General features: G+C 67.3%; 27 protein-coding genes. 13 read left to right on the plus strand and 14 right to left on the minus strand.

Going from position 1 to position 24,004, the window contains the following annotated elements:
- Entirely contained in the window at positions 1-141 is a 141-nt protein-coding gene (locus PL79_RS36235) for a hypothetical protein (protein WP_185500387.1), read from the minus strand.
- A gap of 178 nt (positions 142-319) precedes the next feature.
- Here PL79_RS36235 and PL79_RS24360 point away from each other — a divergent pair, with 178 nt between their 5' ends.
- Positions 320-1,027 (plus strand): ArsR/SmtB family transcription factor, encoded by a 708-nt coding sequence (locus PL79_RS24360; RefSeq protein WP_044844802.1) that lies wholly within the window; start codon positions 320-322, stop codon positions 1,025-1,027.
- 162 nt (positions 1,028-1,189) lie between these two features.
- Positions 1,190-3,727: a DUF6600 domain-containing protein gene (locus tag PL79_RS24365; RefSeq protein ID WP_044844803.1), complete on the plus strand. Its 2,538-nt coding sequence runs from the start codon at positions 1,190-1,192 to the stop codon at positions 3,725-3,727.
- A gap of 103 nt (positions 3,728-3,830) precedes the next feature.
- Here PL79_RS24365 and PL79_RS24370 read toward each other — a convergent pair whose 3' ends face one another.
- Together PL79_RS24370 and PL79_RS24375 are read right to left on the minus strand one after the other, a co-directional pair.
- On the minus strand, positions 3,831-4,802 hold the full coding sequence (locus PL79_RS24370) for a thymidylate synthase (RefSeq protein WP_044844804.1): 972 nt from the start codon (positions 4,800-4,802) through the stop codon (positions 3,831-3,833).
- Positions 4,803-4,844: 42 nt separating this feature from the next.
- Positions 4,845-6,242: a sigma-54 dependent transcriptional regulator gene (locus PL79_RS24375; protein WP_044844805.1), complete on the minus strand. Its 1,398-nt coding sequence runs from the start codon at positions 6,240-6,242 to the stop codon at positions 4,845-4,847.
- On the opposite strand from PL79_RS24375, the gene PL79_RS36240 reads away from it, so the two are divergent.
- From PL79_RS36240 to PL79_RS24385, 3 genes are all read left to right on the plus strand, one after another.
- Entirely contained in the window at positions 6,222-6,620 is a 399-nt protein-coding gene (locus PL79_RS36240; RefSeq protein ID WP_193759874.1) for a hypothetical protein, read from the plus strand. The two genes, PL79_RS24375 and PL79_RS36240, sit on opposite strands and share 21 nt — an antisense overlap.
- A 123-nt stretch (positions 6,621-6,743) precedes the next feature.
- Entirely contained in the window at positions 6,744-7,070 is a 327-nt protein-coding gene (locus tag PL79_RS24380) for a hypothetical protein (RefSeq protein ID WP_044844806.1), read from the plus strand.
- A gap of 262 nt (positions 7,071-7,332) precedes the next feature.
- Positions 7,333-7,833, plus strand: coding sequence for a dihydrofolate reductase (locus PL79_RS24385; protein ID WP_044844807.1), 501 nt, complete (start codon positions 7,333-7,335; stop codon positions 7,831-7,833).
- Positions 7,834-7,923: 90 nt separating this feature from the next.
- On the opposite strand, the gene pmbA is transcribed toward PL79_RS24385, so the two are convergent.
- Entirely contained in the window at positions 7,924-9,294 is a 1,371-nt protein-coding gene (gene pmbA / locus PL79_RS24390) for a metalloprotease PmbA (protein WP_044844808.1), read from the minus strand.
- 128 nt (positions 9,295-9,422) lie between these two features.
- Here pmbA and yjgA point away from each other — a divergent pair, with 128 nt between their 5' ends.
- Entirely contained in the window at positions 9,423-10,028 is a 606-nt protein-coding gene (gene yjgA / locus PL79_RS24395) for a ribosome biogenesis factor YjgA (protein ID WP_311766332.1), read from the plus strand.
- Entirely contained in the window at positions 10,012-10,629 is a 618-nt protein-coding gene (gene mog, locus PL79_RS24400; RefSeq protein WP_081259227.1) for a molybdopterin adenylyltransferase, read from the plus strand. The genes yjgA and mog overlap by 17 nt, the downstream gene beginning before the upstream one ends.
- 16 nt (positions 10,630-10,645) lie before the next feature.
- Here the strand turns inward: mog and orn are convergent, their stop codons facing one another.
- Positions 10,646-11,266: an oligoribonuclease gene (orn, locus tag PL79_RS24405; RefSeq protein WP_044844810.1), complete on the minus strand. Its 621-nt coding sequence runs from the start codon at positions 11,264-11,266 to the stop codon at positions 10,646-10,648.
- A 117-nt stretch (positions 11,267-11,383) separates the two neighbouring features.
- Here orn and PL79_RS24410 point away from each other — a divergent pair, with 117 nt between their 5' ends.
- From PL79_RS24410 to PL79_RS24420, 3 genes are read left to right on the plus strand one after another with little or no spacing between them, the layout of a single operon-like run.
- A complete protein-coding gene (locus PL79_RS24410; protein WP_044844811.1) occupies positions 11,384-12,643 on the plus strand; it encodes a M48 family metallopeptidase in 1,260 nt (419 codons plus the stop codon).
- Positions 12,640-13,581: a ribosome small subunit-dependent GTPase A gene (gene rsgA / locus PL79_RS24415; protein WP_040143718.1), complete on the plus strand. Its 942-nt coding sequence runs from the start codon at positions 12,640-12,642 to the stop codon at positions 13,579-13,581. Before PL79_RS24410 ends, rsgA begins: the two co-directional genes overlap by 4 nt.
- A 59-nt stretch (positions 13,582-13,640) precedes the next feature.
- A complete protein-coding gene (locus tag PL79_RS24420; protein ID WP_044844812.1) occupies positions 13,641-13,958 on the plus strand; it encodes a putative signal transducing protein in 318 nt (105 codons plus the stop codon).
- A 75-nt stretch (positions 13,959-14,033) separates the two neighbouring features.
- On the opposite strand, the gene PL79_RS24425 is transcribed toward PL79_RS24420, so the two are convergent.
- The 6 genes from PL79_RS24425 to rpsP form a co-directional block, all read right to left on the minus strand.
- The gene (locus tag PL79_RS24425) at positions 14,034-14,972 is read right to left on the minus strand and encodes a CobD/CbiB family protein (protein WP_044844813.1); all 939 of its coding nucleotides are present in this window, start codon (positions 14,970-14,972) and stop codon (positions 14,034-14,036) included.
- A 119-nt stretch (positions 14,973-15,091) separates the two neighbouring features.
- A complete protein-coding gene (locus tag PL79_RS24430; protein ID WP_044844814.1) occupies positions 15,092-15,778 on the minus strand; it encodes a CoA pyrophosphatase in 687 nt (228 codons plus the stop codon).
- 87 nt (positions 15,779-15,865) lie between these two features.
- A complete protein-coding gene (gene rplS / locus PL79_RS24435) occupies positions 15,866-16,258 on the minus strand; it encodes a 50S ribosomal protein L19 (protein WP_006486838.1) in 393 nt (130 codons plus the stop codon).
- Between the two features lie 133 nt (positions 16,259-16,391).
- Entirely contained in the window at positions 16,392-17,186 is a 795-nt protein-coding gene (trmD, locus tag PL79_RS24440) for a tRNA (guanosine(37)-N1)-methyltransferase TrmD (RefSeq protein WP_044844815.1), read from the minus strand.
- Positions 17,186-17,863 carry a ribosome maturation factor RimM gene (rimM, locus tag PL79_RS24445; RefSeq protein WP_044844816.1) on the minus strand — a complete coding sequence of 226 codons (678 nt, stop codon included), beginning with the start codon at positions 17,861-17,863 and terminating at the stop codon, positions 17,186-17,188. Before rimM ends, trmD begins: the two co-directional genes overlap by 1 nt.
- A gap of 42 nt (positions 17,864-17,905) precedes the next feature.
- Positions 17,906-18,160, minus strand: a complete 255-nt coding sequence (rpsP, locus tag PL79_RS24450) for a 30S ribosomal protein S16 (RefSeq protein ID WP_006476550.1) — start codon at positions 18,158-18,160, stop codon at positions 17,906-17,908.
- Between the two features lie 153 nt (positions 18,161-18,313).
- Between rpsP and PL79_RS24455 the strand changes: the two genes are divergently transcribed.
- Positions 18,314-19,453, plus strand: coding sequence for a PQQ-dependent sugar dehydrogenase (locus PL79_RS24455; protein WP_044844817.1), 1,140 nt, complete (start codon positions 18,314-18,316; stop codon positions 19,451-19,453).
- A 111-nt stretch (positions 19,454-19,564) separates the two neighbouring features.
- A complete protein-coding gene (locus tag PL79_RS24460) occupies positions 19,565-20,032 on the plus strand; it encodes an NINE protein (protein ID WP_044844818.1) in 468 nt (155 codons plus the stop codon).
- An 18-nt stretch (positions 20,033-20,050) separates the two neighbouring features.
- Here PL79_RS24460 and PL79_RS24465 read toward each other — a convergent pair whose 3' ends face one another.
- Both PL79_RS24465 and PL79_RS24470 read right to left on the minus strand, forming a co-directional pair.
- Positions 20,051-21,229 (minus strand): PA0069 family radical SAM protein, encoded by a 1,179-nt coding sequence (locus PL79_RS24465; RefSeq protein ID WP_044844819.1) that lies wholly within the window; start codon positions 21,227-21,229, stop codon positions 20,051-20,053.
- Between the two features lie 91 nt (positions 21,230-21,320).
- Positions 21,321-21,809, minus strand: a complete 489-nt coding sequence (locus tag PL79_RS24470; RefSeq protein WP_044844820.1) for an Lrp/AsnC ligand binding domain-containing protein — start codon at positions 21,807-21,809, stop codon at positions 21,321-21,323.
- 145 nt (positions 21,810-21,954) lie between these two features.
- Between PL79_RS24470 and PL79_RS24475 the strand changes: the two genes are divergently transcribed.
- A complete protein-coding gene (locus tag PL79_RS24475) occupies positions 21,955-23,241 on the plus strand; it encodes a D-amino acid dehydrogenase (RefSeq protein ID WP_044844821.1) in 1,287 nt (428 codons plus the stop codon).
- A gap of 323 nt (positions 23,242-23,564) precedes the next feature.
- Here the strand turns inward: PL79_RS24475 and PL79_RS24480 are convergent.
- Positions 23,565-24,004 (minus strand): electron transfer flavoprotein subunit alpha/FixB family protein (locus tag PL79_RS24480; protein WP_207671181.1); only part of this gene is annotated, 440 nt, incomplete at its 5' end.

Genomic DNA, 24,004 nt, shown 5'->3' on the forward strand with positions numbered 1-24,004 from the left:
TCAGCGGCGCACCGTGATGCCCTGATCGATCGTCCCGTACATCTCGAGGCTGCCGCCCCGCTCGCCGGCGGCGCCCGCACCGCCCTGCGCACAGGCCGCGCAAAGGAACGCGGCGGCCAACAGGCAGAAAATCGTCTTCATCGTTGCATCGTGTCGCATCCGGCGGCCCAGTGCCGCCGCGTCCGGCCATTCTACGCGTGCGCGGCCGGCGACCGCGGGTCGCGCACCGCCCCGCCGCATCCGACATTTCACCCGAACACGAAACATCGAATGTGCGCAGCACCTACACTGCAGTCATTCCGCCTGACGAGACACGACGATGATCGATCAAGACGACCACCACTTTCCGGGCCTGAGCCGAATCGGCGCACTGATCGCCGATCCGGGGCGCGCCGCGATGCTGTGGGTGCTGATGGACGGCAGCGCGCGGCCGGCCGGCGAACTGACGATGATCGCTGGGCTGTCGCCGTCCGCGGCGAGCGCGCACCTCGCGCGCCTGACCGAAGGCGGCCTGCTCGCGCTCGACGTGCGCGGCCGGCACCGCTACTACCGGCTCGCGTCGGCCGACATCGCGGCGTCGCTCGAGGCGCTCGCGAACGTGGCCCGCGCGGCCGCGCCGAACCGTCCGGTGCCGCCGCCGTCGCGCGCGGTGCCGGCCGAACTGCGCTACGCGCGCACCTGCTACGACCACATGGCCGGCGAACTCGCGGTCCGCATCTTCGACGGGCTCACCGAACGCGGCTGGCTGCAGGCGGACGGCGATGCGATCGAAGCCACCGAGCTCGGCACGCAATCGCTCGCGCGCTGGGGCATCGACGTCGCGCAGCAGCGCACGCGCCGCCGCCGCTTCGCATGCGGCTGCCTCGACTGGAGCGAGCGCCGCCCCCATCTCGGCGGCGCGCTCGGCGCGGCACTGCTCGACAGCTTCTGCGCCCACGGCTGGATCGAGCGCACCGCACGGCCGCGCGTGCTGCGCGTCACCGTGCCCGGACAGCAGGTTTTCGACGACTGGCTTACGTCCGCTTGACGCGTACATTGCGACGGGACGACAACGGCGCGCGATGGACAGGTTTTGTTACATCGCGTGCCATCCGACTTACAAAACACCGAGCACTGAAACAGGCCGAGCGGATATCGTGAATTCAACGGCACGAATCGACGCGCCGCGATAACGACGAAGACGCTCACCATGGCTTCCCTGTTCACGCTCAAGCGAACCGCCCGCTGCACGCTGCTCGCGTTCGCCGCGCTGGCGACCGTGCCCACCGCATTCGCGCAAACGACCGAGGCCGCCGCGTATGCGGCCGCCGCCCGGCAACCGGGCGGCGATCCGCCGAGCCGCGTCGCCCGGCTCAACTACAAGTCGGGTGCCGTGACGACGGAGCCCGCCGGCACCGATACGTGGTCGTACGCCGCGGTGAACCGGCCGCTGACGACCGGCGACCAGTTGTGGAACGATGCCGGCGCGCGCTCGGAACTGCACATCGGCTCGACCGCCGTGCGACTCGGCGAATCGACGAGCCTGTCGGTGCTGAACCTCGACGACGCCACGACGCAGCTGAAGGTCGGGCTCGGCACCGTATCGACGCACGTGCGCGATCTGCCGTCCGGCGGGTCGTACGAAATCGACACGCCCAATCTCGCGCTCGGCATCTCGGGCCCGGGCGACTATCGCGTCGACGTCGCACCGAACGGCGCGAGCACGACGGTCACCGTGCGCAGCGGCAGCGCGACCGTCTACGGCAGCAACGGGCAGTATCCGCTGTCGCCCGGACAGCAGGTCGTGTTCACCGGCACCGACCTGCAGGTCGCGCAGCAATCGGCCGCGCCGGCCCCCGATGCGCTCGACCAGTGGGCCGCCGGCCGCGATGCGGCCGAGCAGCGCTCGGTGTCGGCCCGCTACGTATCGCGCGACGTGCCCGGCTATCAGGATCTCGACGCGAACGGCACGTGGCGCGAAACCCCGAATTACGGCGAGGTCTGGGTGCCGAACGACACGCCCGCCGACTGGGCGCCGTATCACGACGGTCACTGGATCTGGCAGGCGCCGTGGGGCTGGACCTGGGTCGACGATGCGCCGTGGGGCTTCGCGCCGTATCACTACGGCCGCTGGGCCTATGTCGACGACAGCTGGGCGTGGGTGCCCGGCCCGATGGTCGTCAGCCAGCCGCCCGTCTACGCGCCGGCGCTCGTCGCCTTCGCGGGCGGCGGCGGCGGTCCCGACTGGAGCGTCGCGCTGACGGTCGGCGGCGTCGCGGCGGCCGGCTGCGCATGGTTCGCACTCGGCCCGGGCGAACCCTGGCATCCCGGCTGGGGCGGCTGGAGCCCGCATTACTACGATCGCGTGAACCGGAACATCGTGGTCAACAACGTGACGGTCAACAAGACCGTGAACGTGACGAACATCACCAACATCACGAACATCAACAAGACGTACGTGAATTTCCGCGCGCCGCATGCGATCACGGCCGTGCCGGCGTCCGCGTTCGTGCACGGCCAGCCGGTCGCGCACTTCGCGCAACGCGTCGATCCGCAGCAGTGGCGCAACGCGCACGTGATGCCGGGCACGCCCGGCATTGCGCCGGTACGCCAGAGCTTGACCGGCGGACTGCGCACGGCCAGCTACCGTCCGCCGGCGGCGCTCGGACAGCACACGTTCGTCGCGACGCGCAATCCGGCCGTGCCGGCCGCCTATCGTGACCAGGCGGCCGCGCATCTCGCACGGCAGGGCCAGCACGTGCCGGGCGCAGGCGCACCGGTCGCGAGGACGAGCGTGCCGGCCGACTATCAGGCGCGCCCGGTCCGCGTTCCGGGCAACCCGAAAGCCGGTGCGTGGGCGATGCGCAACGTGCAGCTCGTGAATCCGCACGGTCCGGTCGTGCAACCGGCGCACACAGTACGCGACGGCCAGCCGGCACCGGCCCAGGTCGCGCGGCCTGGTGCGCCGATGCCGGTCGTGGCGGACGGCGCACGACCGACGAACGGCGAAGCCCCCAATGCGCCGCGCTTCGCCAACGGTGCGATGCCCCAGGCGCAGGGCAATCCGGCTCCGCATCAGGCGTTGAGCCCCGGAAATGGCGTCCCGCATCCGCCGGCGGCCGCCAACGAGCCGGCCGGGCGCGACAACACGCATGCGGCCGCGGCGCCCGCGCCCGCGTGGATGCAGCCGCACACGCCGATGGAGCGTCAGCGCCCGACGCCGCCGACGGCACTCCACGCAGCCGGACAGAACGCGCTGCCGCCCGTGCGCAGCGCGGCGCCGGTCCCGCATCCGGAAGCCACGCCCGGTGCGCAGCCCGCCCGTCGGCAGGAAACGCCGCGCGCGTTGCCGCAACCGCGACTCGACATGACCGCGCAGATTCCGCAGCAGCGTCCGCGCCCCGAATTCGCGGCACCGGCCCAGCATGCGCAGCCGCGGCCCGAGCGGACCGCTCCGGCACCGCAACCGCGCCCCGAATTCGCGCAACCGGCACCGCGCCGCGAAGTCGCGCCGGCGCACGTGAACGAGTACCGTCCGCCCGCGCCCGCCGCGCATGACATGCCGCGACCGCAGCCGCAGGCCCCGCGCATGGAGCCGCGGCCGTCGATGCCCGCGCCACACATGGAACCGCGGCCGTCCATGCCCGCGCCGCGCATGGAACCGCGGCCGCAACCGGCACCGCACGTCGAGGCGCCGCACCCGGGCAATCCGCCGGCCGGCGGCCACGACGAGCGGCGCCACCAGTAACCGCGACCGCTGAAACGACAAGGCCCGACCGGCGAGTGCCGGTCGGGCCTTCTTCATGCTGCCTGGCGCGGGTCGCGTCACCCGCCGCCGTCGCAGGCCGGGCTCAGACCGCCATCGGCGCGGTCAGCGGCTCATGGTGACGGTAGCCGACGAGCGAGAAATCCGACGGCTCGATCTGCTCGAGCCATTCGGGCGCATAAACGCCGGTCTTCGCGTAGTCCGGCACGCGCTCGGCAATTTCGAGCCGCGGGCTGTCGTACGGCTCGCGCGTGAGCTGCTGCTGCAGCATGTCGAGCTGGTTCTCGTAGATGTGCGCGTCACCGATGAAGTACGTGAACCAGCGCGGCGTGTAGCCCGTCAGCCGGCCGACGAGCGACAGCAGCGCGGCCCCTTCCGTCAGGTTGAACGGCGTGCCGAGCCCGACATCGTTGCTGCGGATGTACAGGCACAGCGAAATCTCGCGCTTCGTGACGTTCGGCAGGAACTGGTACAGCAGATGGCAGGCAGGCAGCGCGATCTGGTCGAGTACGGCCGGATTCCATGCGTGAAACAGGATGCGGCGGTCGGCCGGGTTCTCCATGATCGTGTCGAGACACTGGCGCAGCTGGTCGATTGCCTTGTACAGCAGCACCTTCGGCACCCCGTCCTCGTCGAAACGCGTGACGATCCGGAAACCGCGGCGCGTCGCGTCGGCGATCTGCGCCTCGGCGCCCGCGTCGAGCACCTTGTAGCCGGGCCACTGGCGCCATTGCACGCCGTACACGTCACCCAGGTCGTCGACGCCCTGGCGGTACGGGTTCGCGAGCCACTGCGCGTTGTCGTTCGCGTTCGCGTCCCACACCTTGCAGCCGAGCGCGCGGAAATCGGCCGCGCTGCGCGATGCGCGCAGGAAACCGACCAGTTCGCCGATCGCGGACTTGAACGCGAGCTTCTTGGTCGTGACCGCCGGGAAACCTTGCTGCAGGTCGAACCGCAGCATCGCACCGGGCATGCTGATGGTGCGGATGCCCGTGCGGTTCTCCTGCCAGGTGCCGGTGTCGAGGATGGTGCGAACGAGGTCGAGGTACTGTTTCATGCGGGTTCCTTCGGCCGCGAGGGCGACCGTTACCCGCCAATTCTAGCAAGCGTGATGCCGAACTTCCGGCAACGGCGCCGAAAACCCGCCCAGCGGGTCGCCGCGATCGCGCATGCCATGCGCGCACATCAGCCGGTACAGCGTGACGCGCGACACGCCGAGTTCGCGCGCCGCGTCGGCAAACCGGCCGCGGTGACGCAGCAGCGCCTGCTCGATCACCTGCCGTTCGGCCGCTTCGCGCGCCTCGGTGAGCGAGACGGGCGCCAGCACCGCGAATTCGTTGAGTTCGAGATCGGCCGCGGTAATCATCCGGCCCTCCGACATCACGATCGCGCGGCGCACGCGATTGATCAGCTCGCGCACGTTACCCGGCCACGAATAGCCGTACAGCGCGGCGATCGCGTCCGGCGAGAAGCCGCGCAGGCGGCGATGCGCATCCCCCTTGAAACGCTCGAGCATGTGGCGCGCCAGCAGTTCGATATCCTTGCCGCGCGCGCGCAGCGGCGGCTCCTCGATCTTCAACACGCACAGCCGATGAAACAGGTCCTCGCGGAACCGCCCTTCGCGCAGCGCCGCTTCCATGTCCACGTGCGTCGCACAGATCACGCGCACGTCGACCGGCACCGATACATGCGCGCCGAGCCGTTCGATCTTGCCTTCCTGCAGGAACCGCAGCAGGCTCGCCTGGCTCTCGAGCGGCAGGTCGCCGATCTCGTCGAGAAACAGCGTGCCGCCGTTCGCGGCCTCGACCCTGCCGATCTTGCGCTGGTTCGCGCCCGTAAACGCGCCGCGCTCATAGCCGAACAGTTCGGCCTGGAGCAGCGTCGACGGAATCGCACCGCAATTGATCGCGACGAACGGCGCTTGCGCGCGCGCCGAGCGCTCGTGGATCGCCACGGCCGTCAGTTCCTTGCCGGTACCCGATTCGCCGGAGATGAACACCGGCGCATCGGTCGTCGCCACGCGCCGGATCGTCCTGAACAGCCCGAGTATCGCGTCGCAGGTGCCGACCATCTCGCCTTCGGCGCGTCCGGCACCGACGGGTGCGGCTACCGGCTCGGTCAGCGCGATCATGCCGTGCGCGTGGCCGATGGTCTCGACGATGCGCGCCGCCTCGTACGGCATCGTGACGTAGTCGAAGCAATAGTCACGAATGAGATGCCGCAGCGTGGCGTCCTGCAGCTGGCCGCGCCGGGTCGCCGCGATCCAGCCGATGTGCTGGATGCTCAGACACGCTTCGAGTTCGCGCAGATCCGCGGGTCGAAAGCCCGGCGAGAAGTCGAGCAGGCCGGCCGTTGCCACGCCGTGCTGCACGACACGCCGCACGTCGCGTGCGCTTTCCGCAAGATCGACGCGCCACCCGCATTCGTCGAAATGCCCGCGCAACGCGTCGTTCGGCTCGCGCGAGAAGTAGATCACATGCCGCTGCTCGGCTCCCATATGCTCACCCCGTTCATCAACCGTCTAACGATTGCCGTACACGCCAAGTCGCGTGCAAAAGGATCGAACCGGGTCAGCCGAAGCGGCTCGATTCGCCATGCCGATGCGCGGCGACGACAGGCCTCGCATGATGGCGCTCATCTCGCGTCCAGTTATTTTTTTGATCAAGACAGCTTAGTTATAGGCGCCGAATACGACAAACCGATTGCAGCGCGGATGAGCGAACGGTCGAATCGCTCAGTGGTCGACGTTGATCAATCGTCTGCAAATAGAAACGCGCAGCGACGCGTACCTGCATCGACACACGCGCAAATTTTCATCCTTGAAGCGTATCGATTGAATCCGCAGTATTCCCGAGCCCCCTCGTTTCACGCCTGAAACATTTCCCGGCGTTTTCGATCGCCAGTCACGACGCTTCCCCGCAAATCGCAGACGCGGCAATGCGCCTCGCCCGATGGCATGCATTTCGCTGAACGCGTAACGGATCGGGAGAAGGCGGCCATGCGAACAATTTTTTTGCAGTCTTGTGTGCAGATGACGATTGCATTCGCACTCGCCTGCCACTTCATGCCGGCACGCTCGGAAGAAAGCACGAGGCCCGAACGCGCGATGCCGCTTGCCGATAACGCGCCGCGCATGCAACAGGACCACCGCTTCCGCATCGTGCCCGTCGCCGCGCCGCGAGCGCGTTCGTCAGACAAGTCGTCGGTGACGCTTTGGGACGAACTCGTCCCGCCGGCCCGGCTGCCGATACCGATTCCCGTGGCGCTCCCCGGCAACGCGCAGCATGCGATGGAAGGAACCGCAGGGAACCGCATGCATCAATAATCCGCACACGCCTCCATCATGTCGCTCGATCGATTAGGATTGCAGACTTAATTGAACGGCGCAGGTCGCTTCCTGCAGCGTCGACTTCGCGACGCGAACCGTGTTTTGTGTCCGTCCCCCGGCGGGCACTCTTTTTATCGAGGACATCACGGAGCAAAGGCCGGAAACCGCAGCTACGCCCGCGCATCCGCCCCGGCGCGGTCGCGTGCCGCCATTCCGGTAGAATCGGCGCCATTCCGATTCTCCTCTTCCCCCGACCTTCATGACGACGTTGACCCTGATCGTCGCGCGCGCCCGCAACGGCATCATCGGCCGCGACAACCAGTTGCCCTGGAAACTTCCCGAGGACCTCGCGTTCTTCAAGCGCACGACGATGGGCGCGCCGATCGTGATGGGCCGCAAGACCCACGAGTCGATCGGCCGGCCGTTGCCGGGCCGCCGCAATATCGTCGTCACGCGCGACGCAGCGCGCCGCTTCGACGGCTGCGACACGGTCACGTCGCTCGCCGACGCGCTCGCGCTCGCCGCGCGCGACGGCGCGCCCGAAGCATTCCTGATCGGCGGCGCACAACTCTATGCGGAAGGCCTCGCGCTCGCCGACAAGCTGGTCGTCACCGAGATCGATGCCGACTTCGACGGCGATGCGTCGTTCCCGGCGCCCGATCCCGCGCACTGGCGCGAAGTCTCGCGCGACCCGCACCAGGCCGCCACGCCCAATACGTTCGGCTATGCGTTCGTCGTGTACGAGCGCAAGCGCGGCTGACACTCGGCACGCGGCACGCGACAAAAAAGCCCGACCGGCTCATGAACGCCGGTCGGGCTTTTCGTTTCCTGGCGGCCGATGCCGCGCCGCTTACTGCCCGGCGATCGTCATCTGCTCGATCAGCACCGAGCCCGTTTCCTTCGTACCGCGCACGATCGAATCCGCGCCGATCGCGACGATATGCCGGAACATCTCCTGCAGCGTGCTCGCGACGGTGATTTCCTCGACCGGATACTGGATCACGCCGTTCTCGACCCAGAAGCCGGCCGCGCCGCGTGAATAGTCGCCGGTCACGTAGTTCACGCCCTGCCCCATCAGCTCGGTCAGCAGCAGGCCCGTGCCGAGCTTCTTCAGCATCGCGTCGAAATCGTCGCCCGGCTGCGTGTTCGAGCTGCGCAGCGCGAGGTTGTGCGAGCCGCCCGCGTTGCCGGTGGTCTGCGTGCCGAGCTTGCGTGCCGAATAGGTCGACAGGAAGTAGCCTTCGACGACACCGTCGTTGACGACGCTGCGCGCACGCGTGCGCACGCCTTCCTCGTCGAACGGCGCGCTGCCCATCGCGCGCGGCACGTGCGGATCCTCGACGACCTGCACGTGCGGTGCGAACACCGGCTTGCCGAGGCTGTCGACGAGGAACGACGTCTTGCGGTACAGCGCGCCGCCGCTGACGGCCTGCACGAATGCGCCGAGCAGGCCGGCCGCGAGCGGTGCCTCGAACAGCACGGGCACCTTGCGGGTGTCGAGACGGCGCGCGCCCATCCGCGCCAGCGCACGCTCGGCCGCATAGCGCCCGACGGCTTCCGGCGCCGCGAGATCGACCGCGCTGCGCTTCGACGAATACCAGTCGTCGCGCTGCATGTGGCGGCCGGTGCCCGCGATCGGCGCGCACGCGATGTAGTGGCGCGAGTACGGGTAGCCGGCGAGGAAACCGCGCGACGTCGCGAGCACGAACTGCGAATGCTGCGCCGACACGCTCGCGCCTTCCGAGTTGCGGATCTGCGGGCTGACCGCGAACGCGGCGTCCTCCGCGCGGCGGGCGAGCTCGACGGCCTCGTCGGCCGTCAGCGCCCACGGGTGATAGAGGTCGAGGTCGCGCGGGTCGGTTTCGAGCAGTTCGGCCTCGGCGAGGCCGGCCGCGTCGTCCTCGGCCGTGAAGCGCGCGATGTTGTACGCGGCGGCGACGGTATCCTTGATCGCGGCCGGCGAGAAGTCCGACGTGCTCGCGTTGCCGCGCTTCTTGCCGATGAACACCGTCACGCCGACCATCTTGTCGCGGTTGTGTTCGATCGTCTCGACCTCGCCGCGGCGCACCGACACCGACAGGCCGTCGCCTTCGGAGATTTCGGTCGCGGCGTCCGTCGCGCCGAGCGCCTTCGCATGGCGAAGGATGTCCGAGGCAATTTCTTTGAGCTGGTCCTGCGTGTGCGGGAAATAGCGCGCTTGTACGTCGAGATTGGCTGCCATCGTCGTGTTATCCGGTGGCGGGCGATCCGCCCGCATGGTCAAAATGTTGCGTATCCCGCGATCATAGCAAGGTCCGGGGCCATATACCGACAAGCTTGGGGCGTCCGCGCCGCGATACAATGCCGCCCATGACACGCAAAACCCGAATCCAGCCGATCGAGCACGCCGACGACGACGCCGGCAATGGCTACGATCGCCCCAGCAAATCCCAGTTGAAACGCGAGATGCACGCGCTGCAGGAGCTCGGCCAGGCCCTGGTCGACCTGCCGAAGGACGCGCTCAAGCGCATGCCGATGCCCGAGGACCTCGCGGACGCCGTGCGCGAGGCACGCCGGATCACCGACCACGAAGGCAAGCGCCGCCAGCTCCAGTACGTCGGCCGCGTGATGCGCTCGCTGACCGACGACGAAACGGCCGCGCTGCGCACCGCGCTCGACGCCCAGCGAGGCGTGAACAAGGCCGCGACCGCCCGCCTGCACTGGATCGAGCGCACGCGCGAACAGCTGCTCGCGAACGACGACGCGCTGACCGAGTTCCTCCGCCAGCACCCCGAAGCCGACATCCAGGAAGGCCGCACGCTGATCCGCAACGCGCGCAAGGAAGCGCAGCAAGGCAAGCCGCCGCGCTATTTCCGCGAGCTGTTCCAGTGGATCAAGACCGCGAGCGGTACCGACGAGGCGGAGGCAGACGAAGCGCCGGACGACGCCGGAGACGACCATGACGACGAAGCGTAACCACCCGGACGAACTCGTGGTCGGCCTCGTGTCGATCAGCGACCGCGCCAGCACGGGCGTCTACGAGGACAAGGGCATCCCGGCACTGCAGGAATGGCTCGCCGGCGCGCTGCGCTCGCCATGGCGCGCCGAAACCCGGCTGATCCAGGACGACGCGCCGACGATCTCCGCCACGCTGGCCGAACTCGTCGACGTCGCCGGCTGCGATCTGGTGCTGACGACGGGCGGCACCGGCCCGGCGCGGCGCGACGTGACGCCGGAAGCCACGCTGGCCGTGGCGACGAAGGAAATGCCGGGATTCGGCGAACAGATGCGGCAGATCAGCCTGAATTTCGTGCCGACCGCGATCCTGTCGCGGCAGGTCGCGGTGATTCGCGAGACGGCCGACCACGCGGCGCTGATCATCAACCTGCCCGGCCAGCCGAAGTCGATCCGGGAAACGCTCGAAGGGCTGCGCGACGCCGACGGCAAGTCGACCGTGCCCGGCATCTTCGCGGCGGTGCCCTACTGCATCGACCTGATCGGCGGCCCGTACATCGAGACCGACGCCGCGGTGGTCGCGGCGTTCCGGCCGAAGAGCGCGCAGCGCGCGCCACGCTGAGCGCGTGCCGGCCCGCTCAGGCGGCCGGCGCGGACTCGCCTGCCGGCGCCGACGCGGCCGGAATCAGGAAATGCTCGCGGTAGTACTTCAGTTCGTCGATCGACTCGTGGATGTCCGCGAGCGCCGTGTGCATCGCACGCTTCTGGAAGCCCTTGTAGATCGCCGGCTGCCAGCGGCGGCACAGCTCCTTGAGCGTGCTGACGTCCAGGTTGCGGTAGTGGAAGAATCGTTCGAATTCCGGCATCCAGCGCGCCATGAAGCGGCGATCCTGGCAGATCGAGTTGCCGCACATCGGCGACTTGCCGGGCGACACGTACTGCGAGAGGAACGCCTGCAACTGCGCGGCGGCGTCCGCCTCGGTCACGGTCGACGCGCGCACGCGGTCGATCAGCCCGGAACGGCCGTGCGTCGACTTGTTCCAGTCGTCCATCTTCGCGAGCGTTTCGTCGCTCTGGTGGATCGCGAACACGGGGCCTTCCACCGCGATGTCGAGCGTCGAGTTGGTCACGACGACCGCGATTTCGATGATGCGGTCGTTATCCGGGTCGAGGCCGGTCATCTCCATGTCGAGCCAGACGAGGTTCAACTCGTTGCGCACGAGCGCGGGCTGGCTGGCGGAAGCGGCGGTATCGGTCATGAGTCATCCTGGAAAATGGCGGACGGCGCATGGCGCCGCCCGGGCGGCCGGCATCGCGTGAGCGGGCCCGGTCCGCAAGAACATATAATTCTCGCATAGAACCCTTTGGCGCCTTCGATGTCACCCTTTTCGTTCACCCTGCTGTTCGCGATCGCCGTGCTCGCGATGGTCGTCACCAAGCTGTGGCTCGCATCGCGGCAGATCCGCTTCGTCGCCGCACATCGCAACAGCGTGCCCGCGCAGTTCAGCGCCACCATTCCATTGACTGCCCATCAGCGTGCGGCCGACTACACGGTCGAGCGCACCCGGCTGGCGATGTTCGAGATCGTCGTCAGCGCGGCCGTGCTGGTCGGCCTCACGCTGCTGGGTGGCGTCGGCGCGCTCGACACGCTGCTGACGGGCTGGTTCGGCCGCGGCTACGGGCAGCAGGTCGCGCTCGTCGCCGCCGTGCTCGCGATCACGAGCGTGATCGACGTGCCGTTCGAGTATTACCGCCAGTTCGGGATCGAGCAGCGGTTCGGCTTCAACCGGATGACCCAGCGCCTGTTCTTCACCGACATGCTGAAGAACACGCTGCTCGGCGCCGTGCTCGGCCTGCCGCTGCTGTTCGTCGTGCTGTGGCTGATGAACCAGGCCGGCAGCCTGTGGTGGCTGTGGACCTGGATCGTCTGGGTCGCGTTCCAGATGCTCGTGCTGCTGATCTATCCGACCTTCATCGCGCCGATCTTCAACAAGTTCGAACCGCTGAAGGACGAAGCGCTGCGCGCGCGCATCGAGTCGCTGATGAAACGGTGCGGCTTCGCGGCGAAGGGGCTGTTCGTGATGGACGGCAGCCGCCGTTCCGCGCACGGCAACGCGTACTTCACGGGCTTCGGCGCATCGAAGCGGATCGTGTTCTTCGACACGCTGCTCGCGCGGCTGACGGGCCAGGAAATCGAGGCCGTGCTCGCCCACGAGCTCGGCCACTTCAAGCGCCGCCACGTGATGAAGCGGATGCTCGTGTCGTTCGTGCTGAGCCTCGTGCTGCTCGCGCTGCTCGGCTGGCTCGCGCAGCGCACCTGGTTCTATACGGGGCTCGGCGTCACGCCGTCGCTCGACACGAGCAACGCGGGCGCCGCGCTCGTGCTGTTCTTCCTCGCGATCCCCGTGTTCCTGTTCTTTGCAACTCCGTTCAGCAGCCTGACGTCGCGCAAGCACGAATTCGAGGCCGACGCGTTCGCGGCCAGCCAGACCGACGCGCAGGATCTCGTCAGCGCGCTCGTGAAGCTTTATGAGGACAACGCGTCGACGCTCACGCCGGACCCCGTCTACACGGCCTTCTACTACTCGCATCCGCCCGCGTCGCAGCGGATCGACCGCCTGATGCAGCACGCATGAGCCGGCCGACCTCCCGCAAGCCGGCCCCGCGCGCGTCGGGCGCGCCGCGTGTCGAAGGCCGCGTGATCGCGGCGCACGGCCGCCACTACATCGTCGCGCCCGACGACGGCGGCCCGATGCTGCAGTGCTTCCCGCGCGGCAAGAAAAGCGAGATCGCGGTCGGCGACCGCGTCGTGTACGAGCAGGCGTCGGCCGACCAGGGCGTGATCGTCGAGATCGGCGAGCGGCGCAACCTGCTGTACCGCTCCGACCAGTTCAAGTCGAAGCTGTTCGCGGCCAACCTCGACCAGCTGCTGATCGTGCTCGCGACCGAGCCCTATTTCAGCGAGGATCTGCTCGGTCGCGCACTGATCGCGGCCGAAGCGAACGAACTGAAGCCGCTCGTCGTGCTGAACAAGATCGACGTCGAGGCCGCGCTGCCGGTCGCCCGCGAGCGCCTCGCGCCCTACCGCGCGCTCGGCTACGACGTGCTCGAGCTGTCGGTGAAGGGCGCGCCCGACGATGCGCGTGCGCAGCTGATGCCGCATCTGGCCGGCCATTCGACCATCCTGCTCGGCCAGTCCGGGATGGGCAAGTCGACGCTCGTGAACCTGCTCGTGCCCGATGCCGAGGCCGCGACCCGCGAAATCTCGGCCGCGCTCAACAGCGGCCGCCACACGACGACGTTCACGCGCCTCTACCCGCTCGACGGCGGCGGCGCGCTGATCGATTCGCCGGGTTTCCAGGAATTCGGCCTCTACCACCTGACGGAAGGGCGCCTCGAGCGCGCGTTCCCGGAATTCCGCCCGCTGCTCGCGGACTGCCGTTTCTATAATTGCCATCATCTGCACGAGCCGGGCTGCGCGATTCTCGAGGCCGTCGCCGACGGCCGCATTGCACCGTCGCGGCATGCGCTTTACGCGCAGCTCGTGCACGAGGCAAGCCAGATCGTCCGCTGACCGCACGGCGGGCAGAAGGCGGCCGGTGCCCCGCCCGGCCTTCACCGACAGGAGCCGCGATGCGTTTCAAGGCCCCCGATCTCGCCACCGCGCAGCATTGGGCGAACGTGCTGCAGGTGGCCGGCATCGGCTGCGAGTTGCACAACTGCTACGCGACCGGTGCGCTCGGCGGCCTGCCCGCCGACGCGTGCACGCCCGAGCTGTGGCTCGACGACGAGCGCGACGATGCGCTCGCGCGGCGGCTTCTCGATGCCGCGTCGCACGGCCCGTCGGCCGGCGCCGCGCCGTGGCGCTGCCGTCAGTGCGGCGAGGCGCTCGAGGCCCAGTTCACCGCCTGCTGGCAATGTGGCGCCATACGCGATCCGCTCGACGATTGAGCGAATGGGTCACGCACAGCAAAAAGGCCGGCATGAAGCCGGCCTTTTCGTTTCATCGCGCATTGCGCTGCCGCGTCACGATACCCAGACGGCCAGCGTCAGCATCAACAGCAGGATCATCCACAGGATCACGGCGCGCCACACCAGGCCGACTGCGGACTGCAGCGTGCGCGGCGTGCAATCGTCACCGACCGTCAACGGACCGCTGTCGCCGACCGCCAGCGCGTCGAGGCTCGATGGTTCCGCGAGCGGCCCCGCGAGACGCGCGCCGAGCGCGCCGCTGCCGGCCGCGAGCAGCACGCCGTCGTTCGGGTCGGGCCACTGACGCGTGTGATTGCGCCACGCGTAGATTGCATCCTCGAAGTTGCCGACGATCGCGAAACCGAGCGCGGTCAGCCGCGACGGAATCCAGTCGATCACGAAGAACGCGCGCTGCGCGAACGTCGAGAACGCGGCCGTGCGATCGTCGCCCGGCGTCGACCAGCTGCGCGCGAGATATTCGGAGATGCGGTACAGCACCGCGCCGGCCGGGCCGATCGGCAGCACGTACCAGAAGAACACGCCGAACACGTGACGATGCGACGCAACGACCGCATGAATCAGCGTATGACGGACGATTTCGCCGACCGGCATGTCGACCGTATCGAGGCCCGTCCACTCGTGCAGGATTTCACGCGCGCGCGGCACGTCGTCGTTGTTGAGCGCGAGATGGATATCGGTGAAGTAGTGGCTGAACTGGCGAAAACCGAGCGTGAAATACACGACGGCGACGTTCCAGATGAACGCCAGCACGAAGCTCACCTTGTACAGCAGGAAGTAGATCAGCGCGACGATCAGCACCCACGGCAGCACGACCGCGAGCCATGCGAGCACGCCATGCTTTTGCTTGCCGGCGTCGAGGCCATGCGCGACGGTTTCCGCGTGAAACTGGAACAGCGCGAACACCGGATTGCTCGGCGACAACGCGCGGACCTGTTCGATGATGAGAGCGAGGAGAACCGAAAAGAAAGTCATGCGTGCGCCGTCTTCGGAGTTATGTCATTTTTTGCATAACGATAGCACAGCGTAAGCGACGCATGGCTGACGATGCGATCGCCCGGCGGCCGGCCGCGCGCGCCGCACAGCGCGGGAAGTCAGCCGGCTGCCAAGAAGCGGTAGAGATTGCGCAACATGCCGGCAGTTGCGCCCCAGATGAAGTAATGCCCGGCTGATTCGCCACTGGGATAGGGCATCGCAAAAAAACGACGCTCGCCGCCTTCCCAGCGGAACACGCGCACCTGGTGGTTCGCGGGGCTCATCAGGAACGCGAGCGGCACCTCGAAAATCTCGGCGACTTCGAACGTGTCGGCCTGCACGGTGAACGGCGGATGCACGAGCGCCACGACGGGCGTCACGCAGAAACCGGTCCCCGTCAGGTAGTCGGGCAGCGCACCGAGAATCTCCACCGGCTCGGCGGCCAGTCCGATTTCTTCCTTCGCCTCGCGCAACGCGGTTGCCGTCGCATCGCGATCGAACGGCTCGCGACGGCCGCCGGGGAAGCTGATCTGCCCGGCATGGTCGTTCAGGTGATCGGCGCGCTGGGTCAGCAGCACGGTGAGGCCGCTCTCGCGAACGACGAGCGGGATGAGGACGGCGGCGCTGCGCGGGTCGACGCCCTCCTGCAGCCGCGCCTCGCCGGGCTCGACGCTCCATTCGAGCGTGCGCGCAAAACGCTCGCGCAGCCCGGGCGGCGTCATCAGGCGGGACTCGATGGACGGCAGGCCCGCGCCGGTGCCTTCAACCGGCAGCACTTCGGGATCGATGATGGGGCGGCGATTCAATGGGGCTCTCGTGTTCGTGACATAACGAGCATATTGTCGCGCCAGAATGAAAAAAGCACCCGGGTGGGTGCTTTTTCCTTACAGCTCTTACTCTTGGGAAGCTGCTGCGGCGCGATCCTTCGACACCAGCTTTTCCTTGATACGAGCCGACTTGCCCGAACGCTCGCGCAGGTAGTACAGCTTCGCACGACGCACATCACCGCGACGCTTCACGACGATGCTCGCCAGCAGCGGCGAGTACGTCTGGAACGTACGCTCGACGCCTTCGCCCGACGAGATCTTGCGGACGATGAAGTTCGAGTTCAGGCCGCGGTTGCGAATCGCGATCACGACGCCTTCGTAAGCCTGAACGCGCTTGCGGTTACCTTCAACCACGTTCACGTTCACGATCACCGTGTCGCCCGGGGCGAAATCGGGGATCGTCTTGCCGGCGAGCGCGCGCTCGATCTCTTCCTGCTCAAGTTTTGCGATCAGATTCATTACTGACTCCTTATGCCATCTTGTCGGCGTTTGCACCCGCCCGTTTCCAGGCCTGGCCCCGATAGAGGATGGATTCACATCAGGCACCGCACACACATGCACGGCACCGCCATTTCCCGTCCGCGACGCCGCCTCAGGAGGCGTTCTTCGCTTCGCGTGCGAGGTTCGCAAGCCACGCCTCGTCGGCGCGACTCAGCAACTTCTCGCGGCGCGCCCGGACGATCAGGTCCGGCCGCTTCCGCAACGTATTCTTCAATGCTTCCCGCCGCCGCCACTTCTCGATCTCGGCATGATGCCCGCCGAGCAGCACGTCCGGCACGCGCATTCCCTCGTATTCCTCGGGGCGCGTGTAGTGCGGGCAATCGAGCAGCCCGTCGGCGAAGCTGTCCTGCACGGCCGACTGCGCATCGTTCAGCACGCCGGGCAACAGGCGCACGACGGCATCCATCATCGCCATCGCCGGCAGTTCGCCGCCGGACAGAACGAAATCGCCGAGGCTGATTTCCTCGTCGACACAACGGTCGAGCAGACGCTGATCGATCGCCTCGTAGCGACCGCACAGCACGATGACACCGGGCTCCTGCGCCATCCGCACCGCACGTTCGTGCGTGAACGGCGCACCTTGCGGCGACATCATCACCACCCGCGTGCTCGCGACGCCCTGCTCCGCCTGCGCGGCTTTCGCAGCACCGATCGCGGCCTCGAGCGGTCTGGCCAGCATCACCATGCCCGGACCGCCGCCGTACGGGCGATCGTCGACCGTGCGGTAGTTGTCCGTCGTGAAATCACGCGGATTCCAGGTGCGCAGCCCGAAGCGCTCCTGCTTCACGGCCCGGCTGGTGATTCCCCAGTCGGTCAGCGCGCGGAACATTTCGGGAAAGAGCGTGACGACGTCGAACTGCACCGCGCTCTCCGTAACCTGATTCATTAGTAATCGGCTTCCCAGTCGACGACGATGCGACGTGCCGCCTGATCCACCGTCTTGACGTAGACGCCGACGAACGGAATCAGCCGCTCGTCGGTGGTCGGCCGACCATCCTTGCCGACTGCCGGATACTCGACGCGCATGATCGAATGCACGCCGTTGTCGATCATCCCGCTCACCGTCCCGAGCGCCACCGATTGCTCGTTGACGACCTCGAGGCCGATCAGGTCGACCCAATAGAATTCGTCCGCGGACAATGCCGGGAAATCTTCCCGGCGCACGAACACGCGAAAGCCGCGCAAAGCCAGTGCGGCATCGCGGTCGCTGACACCCGCGGTATGCGCGACGACCGTGTCGCCGTGCGTCTTCGACTGCAGGATGCGGGCGGACAACCGCTCCCCACCCCGTTCCAGCCACCAGCGGCGCGCCGTGAGCAGCGCATCGCCGCCGCGACCGGCGTCGGCATGCGTCGCCACCTTGACCCAGCCTTTCAGGCCGTAGGCGTCGACTACTGCCCCGACCTCGACAGCATCGTCGGGCCAGGCTTGCACCGCTTCGAGACTGCCCTGCTCGGCAGCCGTACCGGCGCTCGCGACAGTGTCGCGCTCGACCGGCTTGCGGACGAATGCGCCAAACGACGCTCGCCCGCGCCTTGCGTTACCGGAATCGTGACCGGACATCAATGCTCCTTGCAGCCGGCACGACCGGCACACCGCGCCATGTTAGGCAGCCGGTTGCGCCTTTTGCGCTTCCTTCACGAGACGCTGGACGGTCGGCGACAGTTGCGCGCCAACGCCTTGCCAGTACGTCAGGCGGTCCTGAGCGATACGCAGCGATTCGCCCTTCGTGGCGACCGGGTTGTAGAAGCCGACGCGCTCGATGAAGCGGCCGTCACGACGGTTGCGCGAATCGGTAGCAACGATGTTGTAGAACGGGCGCTTCTTCGAGCCGCCGCGAGCCAGACGGATGATAACCATATGAAATCCTTCGGGAAAACCGGGTTCGAAACTACTGAAACGTGCGATTATAGCCGGAAACCAAAGCCACAACAAACACTTACGCGCAAAAATTCCGCAGACGCCCTGTTCGCCGGGCATACAATCGTCGTGTCCACGACGCTCCCCGCCGCCATGCCGCTATTTCGCGTCACCTCGGCGCGCCGCGCGCAGCACCGCCTCGCAGGCTTGCTGACCGGCCTCGTCACCTGTCTCGCATCCGCCGCGGCTTGCGCCGCACCACCGGTGGACGAACTCGTCGTGCCACCCGGCTTCCATGTCGACGTGCTGACCAACGCCGTGCCGACCGCCCGTGAAATGGCGTGGTCGCCGCGCGGCATCCTGTATGTCGGCTCGCAGGAAGGCCGCGTACATGCCTTCGTGATGCAGGAGGGCCGGATCACTGCCCGCCATGTAATCGCGTCGGGGCTCGACACGCCCGTCGGCGTCGCATATCGCGACGGCGCCCTCTATATCTCCGCCGTGTCGCGCATCCTGCGCCTCGACCACATCGACGACCGGCTCGCCAGGCCGCCCGCGCCGGCGGTCGTGACGGACGCGCTGCCGACCGATCATCATCACGGCTGGAAATTCATCGCGTTCGGCCCCGACGGCAAGCTCTACGTGCCGGTCGGCGCACCGTGCAACGTCTGCCTCGCCGATCGCAGCCGATACGCGATCATCGCACGCATGCACGCCGACGGCAGCAACCGCGAAGTATTTGCCCGCGGCGTGCGCAATACCGTCGGCTTCGCGTGGCACCCCGATTCGGGCGAGCTATGGTTCACCGACAACGGGCGCGACATGATGGGCGACGACGTGCCCGACGACAAGCTGAACCGTGCGCCGCGCGCGGGCCTCGATTTCGGCTTTCCGTACTGCCATGGCGGCGACACGCCCGACCCCGAATTCGGGAGCCCCGACGTGTGCCGGCGCTACGCGCCGCCCGCGCTGAAACTCGGCGCGCACGTCGCGGCGCTCGGCATGCGCTTCTATACGGGGCCGATGTTTCCGGCGTCGTATCGCAACAACATCTTCATTGCCGAGCACGGTTCGTGGAATCGCAGCACGAAGGTCGGCTACCGCGTGATGCGCGCTGTCGTGTCGGCCGACGGCAGTCATACGCGCCAGACGCCGTTCATCACGGGCTGGCTGCGCGCGGACGGCAGCGTGTGGGGACGCCCGGCCGACGTACTGCCGCTACCGGACGGCTCGCTGCTCGTCAGCGACGACTACGCGGGCGCCATCTACCGTGTCACCTATGCGGCACCTTGACGCAGCCGAGGGGTGACCGGGCCCGACCGGGCATCGTAGAATGCGTGCCGGGCCCGAGCGCCCTGCGCCGGCCTGCCGGCCGCCCATGCCACCGATAATCCGCCGCCACCCATGTCCAGCAGCACCGCATCGCCCCGCCGCTTCCGCTCCAAGACGCTCACCGCCGCCCTCGCGTTCCTGTTCGGTTCGCTCGGCGCGCACCGCTTCTACCTGTACGGCTTGCGCGACGTGTACGGCTGGGCGCACCTGCTCGCGACGATCGTCGGGATCCCGGGTTTCCTGCTGCTCGCCGCGACCCAGCGCAGTGCCGGCCTCGGCTGGTGGCTCGCCGTGCCGGGTGCGATCTCGCTGCTGGCCGCGTTCCTCGCCGCGCTCGTCTACGGCCTGCGCCCCGACGAGAAATGGGACGCGCAATTCAATGCCGACACGGGCAAGCACAGCCGGTCAGGCTGGACGGTGATCTTCATCGTGATCTTCTCGCTGCTGATTGGCGCGTTCCTGCTGATGACCGCGCTCGCGCTGTCGTTCCAGACGTATTTCGAGTCGCAAGTCGAAGCGGCGAAGCAAATCTCGCAGTAAGCTGCCGACGCGGGTCGGTCAGAACAGGCTCATCTGCAAGTCGTCGCGCGATTTCGCGCCAGTTGCGCCCTTCACCGTGCGCGGCGCGGCCACCCCGGCCGCCGGCGCACCGCGAAACTGCGACAGATCCAGAATGCCGTTCCTGCGCTCGTTCAACCCGAGCCGCTTCACGGCCTGACGGAAACGCTGCCGCAACAGGTCGGCCCAGATCCCCTCGCCCTTCATCCGTTTCGAGAAATCCGAGTCGTAGTCCTTCCCGCCGCGCATGTCGCGCACGCGATTCATCACGCGCTCCGCTCGATCGGGGAAATGCGCGGCAAGCCAGTTCTTGAACAGTGGCGCGACCTCCCACGGCAGCCGCAGGATGATGTAGCTCGCGTGCGTCGCGCCGGCTTCCGCACAGGCTTCCAGCACACGCTCCATGTCCGGCTCGGTGACGAACGGGATCATCGGTGCAATGCTCACACCCACCGGCACGCCCGCGTCGCGCAGTGCGCGGATCGTACGCAGCCGGCGCGCCGGAGTCGCCGCACGCGGCTCGAGCGTGCGCGCGAGATCGGCGTCGAGCGTCGTGATCGTGACTGCGGCCATCACCTGCCCGCGCTCGGCCATCGGGGCCAGCAGATCCAGATCGCGCTCGATCAGCGACGATTTCGTGATCGCGGCGAACGGCAGCCCGTGATCGTGCATCACCTGGATCACGCTGCGCGTGATGCGCAGATCGCGCTCGACCGGCTGGTATGCATCGGTGTTGACGCCGAGCGCGATCGGCTCCGGCACGTAGCGCTTGCGCGAAATCTCGCGCTCGAGCAGTTCGGCCGCGTTGACCTTCGCATAGATTCGGCTCTCGAAATCGAGTCCCGGCGACAGGCCGAGATAGCTATGGGTCGGCCGTGCGAAGCAGTAGATGCAGCCATGCTCGCAGCCGCGATACGGATTGAGCGACACGCTGAACGGAATGTCCGGCGACTGGTTGTGCGTCAGGATGCTCTTTGCGCGCTCCTCGAACACCTGGGTGCGCAGCGGAGCAGGCAGATCGGTGTCGTCCGATTCGTGCGTCCAGCCGTCGTCGACCGCTTCGCGCAGTGCCGTTTCGTACCGCCCCTGGAGATTGTCGACCGCACCGCGCCCCTTGCGGGGCGCCGGCGGCGCTATCGGAAATTCGTTGTCGGACCGACCGTCCATGTGCTCACCCATTCGCCTGCACCCAATACTGTATATTTATACAGTATTGGGTGCAGCATGCCAAGGGCGAGATAGCGGGGCCGGCAGCAGGCCCCCGCCGCGCTCATTCGCCGACCGAAATCGTCAGCGTCTCCTTGATTTCCTCCATCACGACATAGCTCTTCGACTGCACCGCGCCGGGAAGTTGCAGCAGGATGTCGCCGAGCAGCTTGCGATAGTCGGCCATTTCGCCGATCCGCGCCTTGATCAGGTAGTCGAAGTCGCCGGACACGAGATGACATTCGAGCACCTCGTCGATCTTCATCACTTCGCGGCGGAACTGCTCGAACATGTTGCCGCCCTTGTGGCCAAGTGTGATCTCGACGAACACCAGCAGCGCGGCATCCAGCTGGTGAGGATCGACACGCGCGTGGTAGCCGGTGATCACGCCGTCGCGCTCCATGCGCCGCACGCGCTCGATGCACGGCGTCACGGTCAGTCCGACCTGTTCCGCGAGGTCCTTCATCGCCATCCGGCCGTCGTCCTGGAGCAGTTTCAGGATGCGCCGGTCGAGCTTGTCGAGCGAGCGTACTGGCTGGCGTTGCGTTCTCATTTGTTTATGCTGAAAACCTGAAAAATACGATAACAAAACCTACACATTCGACAATAACATAGCGCAAAAAACTAGATCAGCTAGAGGTTACACGGAGACGCAGGTGCGCCCGGCCTCGACCTGATCCCTTCCATCTGGAGCAGCTATGCGAGTCGTCATTCTGGGCAGCGGTGTGGTGGGCGTGGCAAGCGCGTATTACCTCGCGCGCGCCGGTCATGAAGTCACGGTGATCGACCGGGAAGCCGGCCCGGCGCTCGAGACGAGCTTCGCAAACGCAGGTCAGATCTCGCCCGGCTATGCGGCGCCGTGGGCCGCGCCCGGCGTGCCGCTGAAGGCCGTCAAGTGGATGTTCGAGAAGCACGCGCCGCTCGCGATCCGCCTCGACGGCACGCGCTTCCAGCTCCAGTGGATGTGGCAGATGCTGCGCAACTGCACGGCCGAGCGCTATGCGGTCAACAAGGGCCGCATGGTCCGCCTCGCCGAATACAGCCGCGATTGCCTGCAGGCGCTGCGCGCCGACACGGGCATCGAGTACGAAGGGCGCACGGGCGGCACGCTGCAGCTGTTCCGCACGCAACAGCAACTCGACGGCGCGGCGAAGGACATCGCGGTGCTGCAGGAAGCGAACGTGCCGTTCGAACTGCTGTCGCCGGCCGAACTGAAAAATGCCGAACCGGCGCTCGCCGCCGTGTCGCACAAGCTGACCGGCGGCCTGCGCCTGCCCGGCGACGAAACGGGCGACTGCCAGCTGTTCACGACGCGCCTCGCGGCGCTCGCGGAATCGCTCGGCGTGAAGTTCCGCTACAACACGCCGATCGACACGCTCGCGATCGCGGGCGGCAAGATTGCCGGCGTGCAGTGCGGCAGCGAGACGGTGCGCGCGGATGCGTACGTCGTCGCGCTCGGCTCGTATTCGACCCGCTTCGTCTCGAACCTGATGAAGATTCCGGTCTATCCGCTGAAGGGCTATTCGATCACCGCGCCGATCGTCGACGAGACGGCCGCCCCCGTGTCGACGGTGCTCGACGAAACCTACAAGATCGCGATCACGCGTTTCGACCAGCGCATCCGTGTCGGCGGCATGGCGGAGATCGTCGGTTTCGACAAGAACCTGCGCGCAGCGCGCCGCGAAACGCTGGAAATGTGCGTGAACGACCTGTTCCCGGGCGGCGGCGACACGTCGAAGGCAACCTTCTGGACGGGCCTGCGCCCGATGACGCCGGACGGCACGCCGATCGTCGGCCGCACGCCGGTCTCGAACCTGTTCCTGAACACCGGCCACGGCACGCTCGGCTGGACGATGTCGTGCGGATCGGGCCAATTGCTCGCCGACCTGATCTCGGGCAAGAAGCCGGCGATCCAGGCCGACGACCTGTCGGTGCATCGCTACCTGAAGGACGTGGCCGGCCAGACGCGCCCGGCATACGCATAAGTCGGGACGGCCCGCGGCGACGCAGGCCGGTCGGTATCAGTGGAGAAGGCGCCCGTCAGGGCGCCTTTTTCGTTTCAGCGCATGCGATACCGGCTCGGAAAGGGGCTTGCGTGAACGCGCACGCGCATTGCCCCTTCGCTCCGGCGATCGATGCTTCGGTCCCACCTGCTCGCACAAAAACTGTTCCGTACGGCATGGTGCGATGGCGATGCGCTGCATCGAAGACAGATGCGTCCCCGCCCCTTCTGCCATTGCGCAAAAAAAGGGGCGCTCATCGCGCCCCTTTCGTACGACTTGCTGCCGAAGCATCAAGTCACGCAGCGTCAGCCCAGCTCGTTCACGAGCTCCGGCACGAGCGCGAACAGATCGCCGACGAGCCCGTAGTCGGCCACGCTGAAGATCGGCGCTTCCGGATCCTTGTTGATCGCGACGATCACCTTCGAATCCTTCATGCCGGCCAGATGCTGGATCGCACCCGAGATGCCGACCGCGATGTACAGCTGCGGCGCGACGATCTTGCCGGTCTGGCCGACCTGATAGTCGTTCGGCACGTAGCCGGCGTCGACTGCCGCGCGCGATGCGCCGAGCGCGGCGCTCAGCTTGTCGGCCAACGGCTCGAGAACCTTCGTGTAGTTCTCGCCGCTGCCCAGGCCGCGGCCACCCGACACGATGATGCTCGCCGACGTCAGTTCCGGACGGTCCAGCTTCGTCACTTCACGGCTCACGAACTGCGACTTGCCGGCGTCCGCCGCCGCTTCGATCT

Source organism: Burkholderia sp. USMB20, from assembly GCF_000949135.2.
Taxonomy (GTDB): Bacteria; Pseudomonadota; Gammaproteobacteria; order Burkholderiales; family Burkholderiaceae; genus Burkholderia.

Coding starts and splice junctions, on each gene's coding strand:
- PL79_RS36235 (WP_185500387.1), bottom strand. CDS start 141: ATGAAGACGATTTTCTGCCTGTTGGCCGCCGCGTTCCTTTGCGCGGCC.
- PL79_RS24475 (WP_044844821.1), top strand. CDS start 21,955: ATGCGAGTCGTCATTCTGGGCAGCGGTGTGGTGGGCGTGGCAAGCGCG.
- trmD (WP_044844815.1), bottom strand. CDS start 17,186: ATGAATCAGGTTACGGAGAGCGCGGTGCAGTTCGACGTCGTCACGCTC.
- PL79_RS24425 (WP_044844813.1), bottom strand. CDS start 14,972: ATGACTTTCTTTTCGGTTCTCCTCGCTCTCATCATCGAACAGGTCCGC.
- orn (WP_044844810.1), bottom strand. CDS start 11,266: ATGACCGATACCGCCGCTTCCGCCAGCCAGCCCGCGCTCGTGCGCAAC.
- pmbA (WP_044844808.1), bottom strand. CDS start 9,294: ATGGCAGCCAATCTCGACGTACAAGCGCGCTATTTCCCGCACACGCAG.
- PL79_RS24360 (WP_044844802.1), top strand. CDS start 320: ATGATCGATCAAGACGACCACCACTTTCCGGGCCTGAGCCGAATCGGC.
- rpsP (WP_006476550.1), bottom strand. CDS start 18,160: ATGGTTATCATCCGTCTGGCTCGCGGCGGCTCGAAGAAGCGCCCGTTC.
- PL79_RS24470 (WP_044844820.1), bottom strand. CDS start 21,809: ATGAGAACGCAACGCCAGCCAGTACGCTCGCTCGACAAGCTCGACCGG.
- PL79_RS24385 (WP_044844807.1), top strand. CDS start 7,333: ATGACGACGTTGACCCTGATCGTCGCGCGCGCCCGCAACGGCATCATC.
- mog (WP_081259227.1), top strand. CDS start 10,012: ATGACGACGAAGCGTAACCACCCGGACGAACTCGTGGTCGGCCTCGTG.
- PL79_RS24370 (WP_044844804.1), bottom strand. CDS start 4,802: ATGAAACAGTACCTCGACCTCGTTCGCACCATCCTCGACACCGGCACC.
- yjgA (WP_311766332.1), top strand. CDS start 9,423: ATGACACGCAAAACCCGAATCCAGCCGATCGAGCACGCCGACGACGAC.
- PL79_RS24455 (WP_044844817.1), top strand. CDS start 18,314: ATGCCGCTATTTCGCGTCACCTCGGCGCGCCGCGCGCAGCACCGCCTC.
- PL79_RS24365 (WP_044844803.1), top strand. CDS start 1,190: ATGGCTTCCCTGTTCACGCTCAAGCGAACCGCCCGCTGCACGCTGCTC.
- PL79_RS24375 (WP_044844805.1), bottom strand. CDS start 6,242: ATGGGAGCCGAGCAGCGGCATGTGATCTACTTCTCGCGCGAGCCGAAC.
- rsgA (WP_040143718.1), top strand. CDS start 12,640: ATGAGCCGGCCGACCTCCCGCAAGCCGGCCCCGCGCGCGTCGGGCGCG.
- PL79_RS24465 (WP_044844819.1), bottom strand. CDS start 21,229: ATGGGTGAGCACATGGACGGTCGGTCCGACAACGAATTTCCGATAGCG.
- rplS (WP_006486838.1), bottom strand. CDS start 16,258: ATGAATCTGATCGCAAAACTTGAGCAGGAAGAGATCGAGCGCGCGCTC.
- PL79_RS24460 (WP_044844818.1), top strand. CDS start 19,565: ATGTCCAGCAGCACCGCATCGCCCCGCCGCTTCCGCTCCAAGACGCTC.
- PL79_RS24380 (WP_044844806.1), top strand. CDS start 6,744: ATGCGAACAATTTTTTTGCAGTCTTGTGTGCAGATGACGATTGCATTC.
- rimM (WP_044844816.1), bottom strand. CDS start 17,863: ATGTCCGGTCACGATTCCGGTAACGCAAGGCGCGGGCGAGCGTCGTTT.
- PL79_RS24420 (WP_044844812.1), top strand. CDS start 13,641: ATGCGTTTCAAGGCCCCCGATCTCGCCACCGCGCAGCATTGGGCGAAC.
- PL79_RS24410 (WP_044844811.1), top strand. CDS start 11,384: ATGTCACCCTTTTCGTTCACCCTGCTGTTCGCGATCGCCGTGCTCGCG.
- PL79_RS36240 (WP_193759874.1), top strand. CDS start 6,222: ATGCCGCTGCTCGGCTCCCATATGCTCACCCCGTTCATCAACCGTCTA.